The sequence below is a fragment of the Actinospica sp. genome (genome assembly GCF_035552695.1).
In the GTDB taxonomy this organism is placed as follows: domain Bacteria; phylum Actinomycetota; class Actinomycetes; order Streptomycetales; family Catenulisporaceae; genus Actinospica.
On the sequence record NZ_DASZKT010000268.1, the window covers coordinates 1 to 13,961 of the forward strand.

Annotated in this window: 18 protein-coding genes and 2 pseudogenes; 8 read left to right on the forward strand and 12 right to left on the reverse strand. The window is 69.2% G+C overall.

The window, feature by feature from the left end; translation table 11 throughout:
• Positions 1-22: 22 nt before the first annotated feature.
• The 6 genes from VG296_RS30425 to VG296_RS30450 all read right to left on the reverse strand — a co-directional run bounded on the left by VG296_RS30425 (position 23) and on the right by VG296_RS30450 (position 4,203).
• A complete protein-coding gene (locus tag VG296_RS30425) occupies positions 23-1,231 on the reverse strand; it encodes an RNA polymerase sigma factor (RefSeq protein WP_325571947.1) in 1,209 nt (402 codons plus the stop codon).
• An 11-nt stretch (positions 1,232-1,242) separates the two neighbouring features.
• Positions 1,243-1,587, reverse strand: a complete 345-nt coding sequence (locus tag VG296_RS30430) for a YciI family protein (protein WP_325571948.1) — start codon at positions 1,585-1,587, stop codon at positions 1,243-1,245.
• A gap of 10 nt (positions 1,588-1,597) precedes the next feature.
• Positions 1,598-2,182 (reverse strand): dihydrofolate reductase family protein, encoded by a 585-nt coding sequence (locus VG296_RS30435; RefSeq protein ID WP_325571949.1) that lies wholly within the window; start codon positions 2,180-2,182, stop codon positions 1,598-1,600.
• 134 nt (positions 2,183-2,316) lie between these two features.
• Complete coding sequence (locus tag VG296_RS30440; protein WP_325571950.1) at positions 2,317-3,159, reverse strand: MIP/aquaporin family protein; 843 nt, start codon at positions 3,157-3,159, stop codon at positions 2,317-2,319.
• A gap of 27 nt (positions 3,160-3,186) precedes the next feature.
• A complete protein-coding gene (locus VG296_RS30445; RefSeq protein WP_325571951.1) occupies positions 3,187-3,585 on the reverse strand; it encodes a hypothetical protein in 399 nt (132 codons plus the stop codon).
• 114 nt (positions 3,586-3,699) lie between these two features.
• Positions 3,700-4,203, reverse strand: coding sequence for a MarR family winged helix-turn-helix transcriptional regulator (locus VG296_RS30450; RefSeq protein ID WP_325571952.1), 504 nt, complete (start codon positions 4,201-4,203; stop codon positions 3,700-3,702).
• Positions 4,204-4,272: 69 nt separating this feature from the next.
• On the opposite strand from VG296_RS30450, the gene VG296_RS30455 reads away from it, so the two are divergent.
• The 3 genes from VG296_RS30455 to VG296_RS30465 all read left to right on the forward strand — a co-directional run bounded on the left by VG296_RS30455 (position 4,273) and on the right by VG296_RS30465 (position 7,093).
• On the forward strand, positions 4,273-5,202 hold the full coding sequence (locus VG296_RS30455; RefSeq protein WP_325571953.1) for an alpha/beta hydrolase: 930 nt from the start codon (positions 4,273-4,275) through the stop codon (positions 5,200-5,202).
• A gap of 396 nt (positions 5,203-5,598) precedes the next feature.
• On the forward strand, positions 5,599-6,528 hold the full coding sequence (locus VG296_RS30460) for an alpha/beta hydrolase (RefSeq protein WP_325571954.1): 930 nt from the start codon (positions 5,599-5,601) through the stop codon (positions 6,526-6,528).
• Between the two features lie 49 nt (positions 6,529-6,577).
• Positions 6,578-7,093 carry a hypothetical protein gene (locus VG296_RS30465; RefSeq protein WP_325571955.1) on the forward strand — a complete coding sequence of 172 codons (516 nt, stop codon included), beginning with the start codon at positions 6,578-6,580 and terminating at the stop codon, positions 7,091-7,093.
• 52 nt (positions 7,094-7,145) lie between these two features.
• Here the strand turns inward: VG296_RS30465 and VG296_RS30470 are convergent, their stop codons facing one another.
• From VG296_RS30470 to VG296_RS30480, 4 genes and pseudogenes are all read right to left on the reverse strand, one after another.
• Entirely contained in the window at positions 7,146-7,349 is a 204-nt protein-coding gene (locus VG296_RS30470; RefSeq protein ID WP_325571956.1) for a hypothetical protein, read from the reverse strand.
• Between the two features lie 59 nt (positions 7,350-7,408).
• Positions 7,409-7,570 (reverse strand): annotated as a pseudogene (locus VG296_RS33090) (transcriptional regulator); the annotation flags it as partial.
• Positions 7,567-8,751 carry a MalY/PatB family protein gene (locus VG296_RS30475; RefSeq protein ID WP_325571957.1) on the reverse strand — a complete coding sequence of 395 codons (1,185 nt, stop codon included), beginning with the start codon at positions 8,749-8,751 and terminating at the stop codon, positions 7,567-7,569. The gene VG296_RS30475 and the pseudogene VG296_RS33090, both read right to left, overlap by 4 nt.
• 68 nt (positions 8,752-8,819) lie before the next feature.
• Positions 8,820-9,506, reverse strand: a complete 687-nt coding sequence (locus tag VG296_RS30480) for a TetR/AcrR family transcriptional regulator (protein ID WP_325571958.1) — start codon at positions 9,504-9,506, stop codon at positions 8,820-8,822.
• Positions 9,507-9,635: 129 nt separating this feature from the next.
• Here VG296_RS30480 and VG296_RS30485 point away from each other — a divergent pair, with 129 nt between their 5' ends.
• The 3 genes and pseudogenes from VG296_RS30485 to VG296_RS30495 all read left to right on the forward strand — a co-directional run bounded on the left by VG296_RS30485 (position 9,636) and on the right by VG296_RS30495 (position 11,952).
• Entirely contained in the window at positions 9,636-10,574 is a 939-nt protein-coding gene (locus VG296_RS30485) for an SDR family NAD(P)-dependent oxidoreductase (protein WP_325571959.1), read from the forward strand.
• 89 nt (positions 10,575-10,663) lie between these two features.
• Positions 10,664-10,846 (forward strand): annotated as a pseudogene (locus VG296_RS30490) (LamG-like jellyroll fold domain-containing protein); the annotation flags it as partial.
• Between the two features lie 71 nt (positions 10,847-10,917).
• Positions 10,918-11,952, forward strand: coding sequence for an LLM class flavin-dependent oxidoreductase (locus tag VG296_RS30495; RefSeq protein ID WP_325571961.1), 1,035 nt, complete (start codon positions 10,918-10,920; stop codon positions 11,950-11,952).
• Positions 11,953-11,970: 18 nt separating this feature from the next.
• Here the strand turns inward: VG296_RS30495 and VG296_RS30500 are convergent, their stop codons facing one another.
• Entirely contained in the window at positions 11,971-12,585 is a 615-nt protein-coding gene (locus VG296_RS30500; RefSeq protein ID WP_325571962.1) for an SDR family NAD(P)-dependent oxidoreductase, read from the reverse strand.
• A 32-nt stretch (positions 12,586-12,617) separates the two neighbouring features.
• Positions 12,618-12,842, reverse strand: coding sequence for a hypothetical protein (locus VG296_RS30505; RefSeq protein ID WP_325571963.1), 225 nt, complete (start codon positions 12,840-12,842; stop codon positions 12,618-12,620).
• On the opposite strand from VG296_RS30505, the gene VG296_RS30510 reads away from it, so the two are divergent.
• Both VG296_RS30510 and VG296_RS30515 read left to right on the forward strand, forming a co-directional pair.
• Complete coding sequence (locus tag VG296_RS30510) at positions 12,829-13,089, forward strand: alpha/beta hydrolase (protein WP_325571964.1); 261 nt, start codon at positions 12,829-12,831, stop codon at positions 13,087-13,089. The two genes, VG296_RS30505 and VG296_RS30510, sit on opposite strands and share 14 nt — an antisense overlap.
• 25 nt (positions 13,090-13,114) lie before the next feature.
• Positions 13,115-13,843, forward strand: a complete 729-nt coding sequence (locus VG296_RS30515; RefSeq protein ID WP_325571965.1) for a glucose 1-dehydrogenase — start codon at positions 13,115-13,117, stop codon at positions 13,841-13,843.
• Positions 13,844-13,961: the final 118 nt, after the last annotated feature.

The following is a 13,961-nucleotide window of genomic DNA, read 5'->3' on the forward strand; positions in this document are numbered from 1 at the left end:
TCACGCACAGCGGCCCGGGCGGTCACCCGATCGCCCCGCCGAGCTCGTCGCGCCGGGCGAGCAGGTAGGCGTGTTCCGCCTGGTTGCCGGTGAGCCGGGCCGCGGCGTCGAAGGCCTGCCGGGCCTCGCCGGTCCGCCCGAGCCGGGCGAGCAGGTCGCCGCGGATCGCGTGGAACAGGTGGAAGCTTCCGAGGTCCAGGTCGTCGACCAGCCGCAGCGCCGTCGCCGGGCCCTCGATCTCGGCGACGGCGACCGCTCGGTTGAGCGTGACCACCGGACCGGGGTCGAGCCGCGCGAGTTGGTCGTAGAGCGCGAGGATCTGCGTCCAGTCGGTGACCGGGTCGGTGTGCACGGCGTTTATCGCGGCGAGCAACTGGAAGCGGCCGGGCTGGTCGCGGCGCAGGCAGCCGCGGACGATCGCCCTGCCCTGGGCGATCAGGTCGGCGTCCCACCGGGAGCGGTCCTGGTCGGCGAGCCGCACCAGGGCGCCCTCGGCGTCGGTGCGCGCGGCGCGGCGCGCCTCGGTCAGCAGCATCAGCCCGAGCAGCCCCGCGGCCTCCGGCTCGTCGGGCATCAGCTCGACCAGCAGGCGGGCGAGTCTGACCGCTTCGACGCACAGTTCGCCGCGGGCGAGCTCGGCGCCGAAGGTCGCGACGTAGCCCTCGTTGAAGATCAGGTAGAGCACCGCGAGCACCGCGTCGAGGCGTTCGGGCAGATCGGCCTCGTACGGCACCCGGTAGGGGATGTGCGCGTCGCGGATCTTCGCCTTCGCCCGCACGAGCCGCTGCGCCATCGTGGCTTCGGGCACGAAGAAGGCGTGCGCGATCTCGGCCGTGCTCAGCCCGCCGAGCAGGCGTAGGGTGAGCGCCACCTGGGCGGGGCGGGCCAGGGCCGGGTGGCAGCAGGTGAACACGAGCCGCAGCCGGTCGTCGGGCACGGCGCGCTCCTCGGCGGGTTCGGCTGCCGGGGCGCTGACGAACGCGGCCTCGGCGTGCTTGTGCGCGCGGACGGCTTCGCGGCGCAGGTGGTCGACGGCCCGGTTGCGGGCGGTGGTGATGATCCAGCCGGCCGGGCTGGGCGGGGCGCCGTCGCGCCACTTGACCAGCGCGGTCGCGAAGGCGTCGGCGACCGCGTCCTCGGCCAGGTCGATGTCGCCGAGCCCGCGCACGAGTACGGCGACGGCTCTGCCGTACTCGGCGCGGAAGACGGCCGCGATCTGCTGCGGCGTCATCGGGGCGGGGCTCAAAACGGCTCGACGTCCTGGAACGGGCGGACCTCGATCGGCAGCGTCGTGGCGGCGGCCGCCTTGCGGCCCCAGGAGAGCGCCGCGTCCAGGTCGGGCGCGGTGATCACCCAGATGCCGCCGATGCACTCCTTGCCCTCGACGTACGGACCGTCGGTGATCATGCCGTCGGCCCGCACGACCGTCGCGGTGCTGGGCGCGTGCAGGCCGCCGGTGAACACCCACGAGCCGCTCTCGCGCAGCTCCTCGTTCAGTCGGTGCAGGTCACCGGTGATCCGGGCCAGAGTTTCCGCATCGGGCGGCGCGCCGTTCGGCTGGTAGATCGAGAGCAGGTACTGCGGCACGGTTCGTCCCTCATCGGCGGGTGTAGCGGGCGATGATCACGCCCTTGGTAGTGGTGACGGAGTCGGTGAGCTCGAACTCGGTCAGCGGCGCGGTGCCTTCGAACAGGCGCGTGCCGCCGCCCAGGGTCAGCGGGTGGATCAGCAGTTGGTAGTGGTCGATCAGGCCGGCGGCGTGCAGGCTGTGGATCAGCGAGGTGCTGCCGATGATCGACAGGTCGTTGCCGGGCCGGGCCTTGAGGTCGGCCACCGTCTCGGCGGCCTCCCCGCTCAGCAGGATCGAGTTCTGCCACGCGTCGGCGTCCTCGAGGGTCCTGGACACGACGTACTTCGTGGCCGCGTTCATGTGCGTGGTGAACGGGTTGCCGTCGGTCGCGCCGGCCCACGCCGTGATGAAGTCCTGCCAGGTCCGGTGGCCGAAGAGCATGTCGCCGGGCTTGGCCATGCTCTTGCCCATCTCCTCGCCCATGACCTGGTCGTTGTACCGCCTGCCCCAGCCTCCTCGGGTGAATCCGCCGCGGGTGTCCTCGTCCGGGCGCCCCAGGCCCTGGACGACTCCGTCGAGGGTGACCGACATCGTCGCCGTGATCGACCGCATGATCTGTGCTCCATTCATCCGCGGACCGCCCTCACGCGGCCCGGCTCACCCTCTACACGAGCGGCCCCCGGCGAAATCGACACTCTCCATGGAACCATTTTCCAGCCCGAGCCGCGTGGGGAGAACGCGTGAGCTCAGCGATGTTCGACGCTGGGGGGTCGCAGCGTGCCCTGGGCGGCCCGGGATCCGCTGGGCCCTCCGCCGGGTCCGCGCAGAATGTAGGCGGCGGCGACGGCGACGAGCGCGCCGACCGTCGGCGCGGTGAGATAGATCCAAAAGTCGTGCCAGTGGGCACTGACCAGCGCGGGTCCCAAGGACCGAGCCGGGTTCATCGAGGCGCCGCTGACCGGGCCGGCCCACAGCCCGGCCTGCGCGATGTACGCGCCGACGCCGACCGCGGACAGCGGCCCGATGTTCTGCGCGCTCGAGGCCGTACCCAGGATCGTGCTGACGAGTCCTAGGCTCAAGAGCGCCTCGATGACAAAGGCCTGAGTCGCGGTGAAACCGGGCCCCGGCACGGTCGCGCCCAGATACGCGACGTCCCCGAACGCGGCCTTCAGGACCAAGGCTGCCAACGCCGCACCGACGCACTGGGCGGCGATGTACGCGGGGACCCGGCGCCAGGCGAAGTCGCCACGCAGCGCGAAGGCGACGCTGACGATGGGGTTGAGGTGAGCGCCGCTGACGGCGCCCATGAACAGGATCACGGCGAGCACGGTCAGCGCGGGAGCCGTGACCGAGGCGGCCCGGCCGATCTGACCGTGCGTGGCCGTCTCCAGGACCGCGGCCCCGGCGCCCGCCAGGACAAGCAGAAAAGTCCCGAACAACTCGCCGAACAGACGCCGTCCCTCGTAGGCGAGATCATCGAAGTCGCGGGCCCACACCGGCTCGCGCTCGAGCACCGCGGCGATCCGCGCCCCGTACCGGACACGCACGACATCTTCGGGGGAGTCAGGCTCGCGCTCGTCGCTGGTCATCGCTCCTCCTCGCGGCGCATCACGGCGCTATTCGGCGAGAGCGGGCACGTCGACGAGTCGGCACGGGATCTCGGTGTTCTCACTGACGTGGTAGCTGGCGCACACCCGGTGATACCCGTCGGCGATCTGCAGCGCCCGGTCCCGGCCGAGGTCTCCGCGAACGAGCAGGATCGGGGAGAGCTCCTTGCCTTCGGTGATCTTCTTGATGTCCTTGGCGACCTCGGGGTCGTCCGCGGGGAGCAGCCGCAGCCGAGACGCGCGCAGGATGTCCTTCGCTCGCTGCTGGACCGTGGGCGCCTGCGTCAGCAGCTTGGTGATGGCGTCCACCAGACCCGGAGCAGCCGTCAAGCGCAGATATGACGCCGCCGCCGGATAGTCGTGCTCCGCCGGGGCCGGGGCCCATTTCACGCTCATGCTCTTGGCCATGGTCGGTGCCTCCGATACCTGTGTGATCGCCCGGTAAGCGATCTTCCCTCCCATGTGTCCCATCCGCTTGATTCCACACTCTGAACACTGCGCGGCATAGCCACCGACAATGTCTCAGTTTGCGTGCAGCGACTGTGCGATGGCGCGTAGGACGCGTTCGTAGGCGTCGAGATCGGCTGGCTCGAATCCGTCCATGACGGCGAGTATCCGCGTGATCAGCGGCCCGAAGAAGTCCCAGCCGAGGATCTTGGCTTCCCGGCTGACCACGAGCAGCACCCTGCGGCGGTCGTGCGGGTCGCGTTCGCGGGTCAGGAAGCCGAGTGCTTCGAGTCGGTCGATCACGGCCGTGGTGGTCGGGGAGTTGAGGTGCAGCCGTGCTCCGAGGCGTCCCGGGGCCATCGATTCGCCCGCGCGCTCGGCGTCGAGCAGTGCGATCAGCGCACGCAGATCAGTCGGGTGCAGGTGCTGCTCGGCCGCGAAGGCGGCGGCCCGCAGGTCGAGGTCGACGGCGACCGACCGCAGCAGGTGCACGAGCGGCATCCGCGGGTGCGAGGCCGTCGTGCCTCCCGAGGGGTCGGGATCCGGCTCCCCGTCGTCGGCCTGTGCGTTGCGCCGCATCCGCCACCCCTCTATTCTCTCGATGAGCGAGTTACTCATCGAGTGACACTATAGATGAGGAGAGCCCCCATGCGCGCACGAACCCGTCCCGGCTCCCCACCGGCCGTGTCCGCCGGTGGCCCCTTGTTCGCTGATGGCGCCCCGTCCGCTGATGTCACCCTCGGCGCCTTCCACGCGGCCTACGACACGCTGATCGCGCGCTGGGACGTGGCGGTGGAGGCCATCGACGTCCCCACACGCTTCGGCACGACCCGGGTCAACGCCTGCGGCCCCCGCTCCGCGTCGCCGCTCGTGCTGCTGCACGGAGGTCGTTCCAACTCCGCATCCTGGTACGCGAACGCGACCGCACTCGCCCGCGCCCACCGCGTCTACGCACCCGACGCGATCGGCGACCCCGGCCGCAGCCGAAACACCGGCCAGCCGGTGCGAACCCGGCAGGACCTGCTGAACTGGCTCGCCGATCTGCTCACCGACCTCGACATCCGGAACGCCGACATCTGCGGTCACTCCTTCGGCGCCTGGTTGGCCCTGGCCCACACGATCCGCGCCCCCCGAGGCGGCGTCCGCCGCCTAGCCCTGCTCGACCCCACCCAGTGCTTCGCCGGATTCGCCCCGGCCTGTCTGTGGCACGCCCTGCCCGGCATGCTGCGCCCAACCCGGGGCAACGACACCTACCTGCAGTGGGAGACACGCGGCGCCGACCTCGACCCGGACTGGCTCGCCCTGCAAAGGCTCAGCGCCGATGTCCCCACCGGCAAGATCATCGCCGGGCGTCGACCGAAGGCACCGGCCCTGCATGGCTTGGACGTGCCCGTACTCGTCCTGCTCGCCGAGCGCAGCCGGGTGCACGACATCGACACCGTCGCCAAGCGCGCGAGCAGAGCCCTGCCACACGTCACCATCGACACGCTCCCCGACGTCTCCCACCACATGATCCCGTTCACGCGACCGGAGCGGTTGAACGAGAAGCTCACAGAGTTCTTCACCGTCGACGAGTGACACACCACCGAGGACTGATGGTCGCCGGGGCCGATGAGCCTCCTCCGCAGACGCTCTACGCGAATCTGCGTACCCCAAAGTGCCGCTCCACGGCCGACGTCAGCACAGGCCGCGATGCCGAGGATGGACGCATGAACACCATCGGCGTGCGATGCGCGTATCGCGCAGCGACGTCAGATCCAGTTGCCCCCCGGAGGCCGTGCAATGTACGACGATGATGGGGGCTCCTCCGCGCCACTGGAAGACCCTGTCGCGCCAGCCCAAGCGCTCCTCTCGGATCCCGAGCGGGAACGCGCGGAGCCGCAACAGTCGGACCACCAGGAGCCGGACCCGCAAGACATCAGCCCCACTCCTGACTCGGCCCCACCCGTCAAACGCAGACGCTGGCCCCGCAGAGTGCTCGCGACCCTCCTGACGCTGTGCCTGCTCGCCACCTCCGCCTCCCTGATCTACAACGCGGCCACCTCAACGCCGGCCGCAGAACCGGCCGGGCTGAAGTTCGTCACCGCCGACGGCATTCGCACCCGCTACCTGCAGTGGGGCACCGACGGCACCGGGCCACCGGTCGTCCTGGTTCACGGCTTCGCCGAATCAGCGGATACCTTCGACCCGCTCGGCAGCGCACTCGCCGCCGCCCACCGCCGGGTATACGCACTCGACCTCACCGGCTGGGGATACAGCCAGCGCCAAGGACCGTACGACGCCGACCACCAGGCGAAGCAGCTCCTGGGCTTTCTGGACGCACTGCACCTTCAGGCCCCGGTTCTGGTCGGCCACTCCACCGGCGCGGCGGTCATCGCGGCGGCCGTACTCGACGACCCCAGCCGCGCCTCCGGCTTGGTGTTCCTGGACGGAGACGGCCTCAACACCGGAGCCGGGTCGGGAGCGCAGTGGCTCGAGTCCATCCTCATCAACCCGTATCGCACGACGCTCCTGCGGCTCGCCATCCGCCAGGATTGGCTGATCCGTCAGATCTACGACGACAACTGCGGCCCCGGCTGCCCCTCCCTCGACGCCGCGGGTGTGGACCAGTGGCGCAGGCCCCTGCAAGTCGCCGGCGCGCAAGACGCACTCTGGCAGGAACTGTCGATCGTCGGCCTCCCGGCCGCGCGCATCGCCGAACTCGCAGGGCTCCGGATGCCCAAGGCAGTGGTGTTCGGCGCGGACGACGGGGTCTTCCCGCAATCCGCCCCCTACGACACCGCGAAGCGGATCGGCGCCCCACCGCCCACCATCATCCCCGGCGCCCGCCATCTCTCCTTCATCTCCAACCCCGAACAGGTCAGCGCCGCGATCACCAGCTTGCCCGTGGCGCACGGGAACTGAAGCGGTGCCCGGTGAATTCTCGTACCGTAGGGGTATGTCCACTCACGCCGTGTTCGACTTCGACGGGTTCGTCGATGCCTTCGACGCCGAACGGCGTTCGCGCGGACTGAACTGGTACGAGTTCGCCGACGACCTCTGGGACCAGTCGGTTGAACTCAATGTGAGACGACCGAATGATCATTGCCTGTGCGGGGGTGCGATTTCGCGGCTACGAGGGCGCGGGGCTGCCTCATGTCAGTACGTACTGTTCATGCTTCGCTGGCTCGGGCGAGCACCGGAGGAATTCCTGATCGACCCGGTCCGTGCCGTCGGCGACACTCGGCTCCCGCAAGTCGGCCCGGACAGCAGACTGCGATGGGACCTGAGCGAACTTCACGCCGCGCTCAACGATCAGCGGCAGCGCGAGGATCTCACCTGGGCCAAACTCGCCGACGAGCTCGGCTGCACGCCGAGTCGGCTGACCAACCTGCGCACCGCGCGGCTCGCCGACATGGAGCTCGCCATGCGCGTCACCCAGTGGCTGAGCCGACCCGCGGCAGCGTTCATCCACCCTGCGCAGTGGTAGTCCCGAATGTGTCTGTGGTGCCGACTAGGGCCGCGCCATGACTGATCGGATCTCAGCGAAGCAGTTCCGCGACGCGGGGGGCGTCGAGGATTGGCGAACGATCTTCGGCGGAGGATGGGCCTGCGCCTACTTCCGGACCGGATCGTTCGCCGTCGGCGTCGAGCTCGTCCGCGCGATCGGCGAAGTCGCCGCCGCCGCGAAACATCATCCGGACGTCGACCTGCGGCCCGAGGGGCGTGAGCGTGAAGCTGTTCACTGACGCCTTCGGCGGCCTCAGCGAGCAGGACGTCGCGGTGGCACGGCAGATCTCAGAGGCTTGATGTAGTAGTCGGCGCTGACTCCGGCCAGCGCGACCTCCTGGCGGCGCAAGCCGGTCACCCGGCGGTTTCCGCCGTAGACGGGCAGGCCGGCCTGTTCGGGGGTGATCTTGGCGCGGCGGGAGGCGAGGAAGCCGCGGAACCGACGCCCGCAGGTCAGGCGAGCACGCTGGCCATTCGCCGAACTGCCTCAGTGATCAGATCCGGCGAGGTTGCCAGGTTCACGCGTACGAAGCCGGCGCCACCGGTTCCGAAGTCCAAGCCGGGGTTCACAGCCACTCTTCCTCGTTCCAGGAAGACGGCCGCCGGGTCGTCGCCCAGGCCGAGCCCTCGGCAGTCGAGCCAGGCCAGGTAGGTAGCCTGTGCTGGCTCGTAGCGCACACCGGGCATGTGCTCGGCCAGCAGTTCGGCCAACAGCCGACGATTGGCGTCCAGGCCGCCCAGCAGCGCGTCGAGCCAGCCACCGCCGTCGCGCAGCGCAGCGGTGTGGGCGATGACGCCCATGTGGCTGGGGCCGTGGCTGACCTCTTCGGGAAGGCGCGCGAGGTCGCCGGCCGCTTCGGGGCCCGCGATGGCGAGCGCGGCCTTGAGCCCCGCCAGGTTCCACGCTTTGGACGCCGACATCAACGACAGGCCGGCCTGCGCGCCGGGCACGCTCAGGTACGGCACGAATGCCGCGTCGCGCGCCAGGATCGGGGCGTGTATCTCGTCGACCACCACCCGCACGTTGTAGGCACGCGCCAACGTGGCCACGTCGCCGAGTTCCGCGGCCGTGTGCACGGTGCCGGTCGGGTTGTGCGGACTGCACAGCAGGTACACACCTCGGCGCCCACCAGTTGAGGCGCTCCCGAACGCGTGCTCCAGCGCGGCGAAGTCGATCCGTCCCTCCTTGCCCAACGGCGCTTCCAGGATGGGTCGGCCCATGCTCCTCATGAACTGATAAAACGGTGGGTAGACCGGGCAGTTCACGACGACCGGGTCCCCGGGTCCCGAGACCAGCTTCAACATCTCGACGATGCCCAGCATCACATCGGGCACGATCGCGGTGCGCTCCACGGCCAGCCCGTCCCAGTCCCACCGCTCGCGGGCGAACGTGGCGAGTGCCTCGGCGTACGCGGTCCCGGTCGGGTAGCCGGTGTCTCCGAGCGCGACCGCGTCCAGAATCGCCTGCGCGACCGGTTCGGCGAGGAGGACGTCCATCTCGGCCACCCACAGCGGCAGGACGTCTTCCGGGTAGGTGCGCCACTTCATGCTCGAACGCAGCCGCAATCGGTCGAGGGAGAGTTCAAGCAGCGGGTTGGCGTCGTTGCTGGCGGTGATCTCGCGCGGCATGCTGTCCATGGGCTAGAAGATAGGCGAGATTCCGCGACATGTGTTCGCCACGCAGCCGAAGTGATCAGCCTTCTGGTTCAGCCGACGTCGTCGCCGGACGGTGCGCGTGCGATGCTTCCCGCGATGAGGGTCGCGACCGCATATTCCATGGTTGCGGTGAACTCGAACCGGAGTACGGCAAGCGCGGGGTCGGCCTCGTAGGCGGCGAGCACGCTCGGTGACGGCCGGGTGAGCGGCCACACCGCGCTGGTCACCGCGATGATCGCGCCGCAAAGGGTGAACGCCTCGTCGCCGACTTCCGGTACGTGGCGGCGGAGCAGTGCCGCCATGGCGGTGATGGTGTCGAGAGTCGCGCGCTTGTAGCGGGTGGCGACCGGTACGGAGACGTTGTGTTCCAGGACGCTGGCCTGGGCGCTGATCAGATCGCACAGGACGTGGCGGCGTGTGAGGGAGCCGGCGACGGCGGCGGCGAGCCGGTCGCCGCGCTCCCGGGCGGAGGCGCCCTGTTGGATGACGGCGTCCAGTCGCCCGGGCAGGTCGTCCAGCCACTGCTTCGTGGCCCGGTCCAGCAGTTCCAGCAGGACCGCCTCGCGGGACTCGAAGTAGCGCAGCACGTTGGACTTGGCCAGCCCCACGCGGCGGCTCAGCGCGTTGAGACTGAGCTCGGCGACCGGCATCTCGAGGAGCATCGCTGCCGCGGTGTCGAGAATCGCCTGCCTTCGGATCTCCCGCTGCTCGGCGCTGCGCGCGCGTTGGAACGTCATGTCCGACATATTACAGACCGCAGGTCTCTTGACAGCAGACCGGCGGTATCTTATGTTCGGCGGTAATAGACCGTAGGTCTTTTACGCTTTGGCGGTCGCCCGCGACCCGGCCGTTCCCCTGGAGGAATCATGAATGACAAGCGGACTGCCAACTGGACTGCCGATGACGTGCCCGGTCAGCATGGCCGCGTGGCCGTGGTCACCGGTGCCAACACCGGTATCGGATTCGAGACCGCCCGGGTGCTCGCGGAGCGCGGTGCGGCGGTCGTGCTCGCGGTGCGGGACACGGAGAAGGGCAAGCGGGCAGCCGCCCGGATCGCCGCGTCAGCTCCCGGGGCCGACGTCACCGTGCAGCGCCTCGACCTCACCTCGCTCGACTCCGTCCGCGCCGCGGCGGACGAACTGCGGGCCAGTCGCCCCAGGATCGACCTGCTGATCAACAACGCCGGTGTGATGTACACGCCGAAGGGCACCACCCGCGACGGGTTCGAGCTGCAGTTCGGGACCAACCACCTCGGCCACTTCGCGCTCACCGGGCTGCTGCTGGAGCGGATGCTGCCGGTCGCCGGCTCCCGGGTGGTGACCGTCAGCAGCATCGCTCACCGCATCCGCGCCGGAATCGACTTCGACGATCTGCAGTGGGAACGGCGGGCCTACACCCGGGTGGGCGCCTACGGCCAGTCGAAGCTGGCCAACCTGCTGTTCACCTACGAACTCCAGCGTCGGCTGACGGGTCAGGACTCGACCATCGCCGTCGCCGCCCACCCCGGCATCGCGGCCACCGAACTGATGCGCAACTCACCCGCGATCGCGCGCACGCTCGTCACGGCGATCGGCCCGCTGATCGCGCAGAGCCCGGACCGGGGCTCGCTTCCCACGCTGCGGGCGGCGACCGACCCGGGCGTGCGGGGCGGCGAGTACTACGGCCCGAACGGGTTCCGCGGGATCAAGGGCCACCCGGCGCGGGTGGAGTCTGTCGGGCAGTCGCACGACTCGGCCCTCCAGCGCCGCCTGTGGACGGTCTCGGAAGAGCTGACCGGAGTCTCGTTTCCCGGTCCGCGTTCCTGACGCCGTGTCGGGCAGTCCGTAAAACAAGATGTGGACGTAACCGGCCGATCAAATGATCTCCTCGGCGCGAACCGTCGAACAAGTACCTTTACGTGAATGGCATAGCGCAGGGCACTGCGACCGATCCGACCCCGTTCGCCGCCCCCGGCGACCTGGCCATCGGCCGTGCCCAGTACAACGGCCAGGAAACCGACTGGCTCAAGGGCGCGATCAAGAAGGTCGAGGTATTCAGCTCGGCGCTCGGCGCGGCCCAGGTTTCAGAACTGAGCTGAGCCGGGCCGCGCGCTCGGCTTCGATCAACCGGCTGAGGAATTCCGCGGCTGACGTCGGCGTTGTCCGGTCCGTGAAGCACATCGGTTTCCTCTCATTCGGGCACTGGTCGGACTCGCCGGGGTCGCGGGTGCGCTCGGCCTCGGACAGCCTGCTGCAGTCGGTCGAGCTCGCGGTGGCCGTCGAGGAGCTGGGCGCGGACGGTGCCTACTTCCGAGTGCACCACTTCGCGAACCAGCTCAGCTCGCCGTTCCCGCTGCTGGCGGCGATCGGCGCGCGCACCTCGCGGATCGAGATCGGCACCGCCGTCATCGACATGCGCTACGAGAATCCGCTCTATATGGCCGAGGACGCCGGTGCGGCCGACCTCATCGCGGGTCAGCGGCTCCAGCTGGGCATCAGCCGGGGATCTCCCGAGCAGGTCATCGACGGCTGGCGGTACTTCGGCTACGAGCCCTCGGAGGGCGAAGACGACGCCGACATGGCCCGCGAGCATGCCCGGGCCTTCCTCGAGGTCCTGAACGGCGAGGGTTTCGCCGAGCCGAACCCGCGCCCGATGTTCCCCAACCCGCCAGGCCTGCTGCGCGTCGAGCCCCACTCCGCGGGGCTGCGCGACCGCATCTGGTGGGGCGCCGCCTCCCGCGAGACCGCCGAGTGGGCGGCCGGGCAGGGCATGAATCTGCAGAGCTCGACGCTGGTCGCCAACGACTCGGCCGCCGGCGCGGGGACACCCTTCCACGTTACGCAGGCCGAGCATATTCGGGCCTTCAAGGACGCCTGGAAGGCGGCCGGCTGGCAGCGGGAACCTCGCGTCAGCGTGAGCCGCAGTATCTTTCCGCTCGTCGACGCCCAGGACCGGACCTACTTCGGCGGCCGCGGCGACGACGAGGATCAGGTGGGCTACATCGACCAGCGGACCCAGGCCGTCTTCGGCCGCAGCTACGCCGCCGAGCCGGACAAGCTCGTCGAGCAGCTCGGTCGGGATGAGGCGATCGCGGCCGCCGACACACTCCTGCTCACCGTCCCGAACCAGCTCGGCGTCGACTACAACGCGCACGTCGTCGAGAACGTCCTCAAACACGTCGCCCCGGCCCTCGGCTGGCGGTAGCCGCATTGGTTCAGCTGCTCAGGTCCGGTCCGAGGCAAGCGAAACCGCCGCGTTCGCGACCTCTTCAGCCGTGGCGAAGTAGGGACCGGGGTCCGGCACGTCAGCGAGTGTGTTAATGCCGGGCGTCTCGGTGGCGTCAGGACTGACCACGCCGACGCGAATATTGCGGTCCAACAGAACGCTTGCCCAGGTGGGGGCTAATGATCGAAGCACCGCAAGGGCCGCGTGGTACACGCCGATACCGTCAGTGCATTTGGTATTCGGGTCCGACGAGTTCAGGATGATTGATCCGCCCTCGTTCAGCAACGGCAGCGCCCTTCGCAGGTGCTCTTGTGTGACTTCGCCGATCCGTGCGACGCCGATGGCCGCGGCGTTGGCGGACACGACGTCCAGGCCTCGGCCGGCGTCGGCCACCGCGGTGTAGAGCCGGTCGCGATCCCCTGGCTTACTGCCGTCGCCCTGCACGCCGGTGACGTTGCCGCCGATTTCCCTTATCGCCGCATCGAGTTCGGTCTGACTCTGGCCGTTGATGAAGACGTACGCGCCCTCCTCGACGAACCGTTTGGCGGCGGCCAACCCGATGCCTGTCGAACCGCCGGTGATGATCGCCGTCTTGCCCTTGAGCAGTGCCATGATCACGTCTTTCGCCAGTTCTGGATCGTCGGCTATTCGCGGCCCGCTGAGACCGAGGTCAGGTCACCGGTGCGATTCCCGGCGACCGCCGCGCCGGCCGCATCCAGGGCAGTGAGCTCGACCTGAGCCGGCGTCGCCACGCGGACCGGCCCGCCGATCTCGGCTACCGCACCCTGGGAGCGCCGCCACCAGCGCACCGTCGACGTCGACCCACCGACCTCCAAGCAGACGATGCTGGCCCAGGTGGCGGCGATCACCGACTGGAAGCAAGCACACGGCGTCCCCTTCGCCGACCTGGCGACGATCACCCAGCCGACCCTGGTGGTCAACGGAAAGCGCGACATCATGGTGCCGACGGTCAACTCCCACACCCTCGCCCAACACATCCCCAACGCCCAGCTCATCATCTATCCGGACTCCGGCCACGGCGCGCTGTTCCAGTACCCTGACCTGTTCGCCGCGCACGTCGCGCGCTTGCTCGACACAACGGTCGCGTTCAGCTGAGCCACCGCGATCGGGAGTGATGAGCATGGGAAGGTTGCAGGGCAAAGTGGCGGTCATCACCGGAGGTACGACCGGGATCGGACTCGCCACGGCCAGACTCTTCGTCGCGGAGGGCGCGTACGTCTTCATCACGGGGCGGGACCGGAGCCGGCTCGACGACGCCGTGAAGGAGATCGGTCACCATGTCTTCGGCGTTCAAGGAGACTTCGCCGATCTGGCTGATCTCGACCGGCTCTACGAGACCGTCGCGGCACACGGGCCGATCGACATCGTCTTCGCCAACGCTGGCCTGGCGGAAATGGCTCCGCTCGAAGCAGTATCGGAAGAGCACTTCGACAAGATCTTCAACGTCAACGTGAAGGGGGCGCTCTTCACAGTACAGAAGGCCCTGCCGCTGCTGAACGCCGGCGGCTCCATCATCCTGACCGGCTCCGTCGCGAGCGCCAAGGGAACCCCCGCGTTCGCGGTCTACGGCGCGAGCAAGGCCGCCATCCGCAACTTCGTACGCGGATGGACCGCCGAACTCGCGGACCGTCGTATCCGTGCCAACGTCCTCAGCCCAGGCCCGATCACCACCGCGCTGGTGGCCGAGCAACCCCGAGACGCCATCGAGAAGATCGCCTCCACCATTCCGATGGGTCGCATGGGCGAGCCCGACGAAGTCGCCAAAGCAGCATTGTTCCTGGCCTCTGGCGACTCGAGCTTCATCACAGGCATCGAACTGTTCGTCGACGGAGGCCGGGCGCAGATCTGATACCGCGCCTCGTCTTCGGCGGCCAACGGCATTACCCGGAGCGCGGAGGCCGCTGTTCGCCGCCTCCGCGCTCCGGATTTCCGCCTACCTCGAGTCGTTCATGCCTGTGATCTCGACC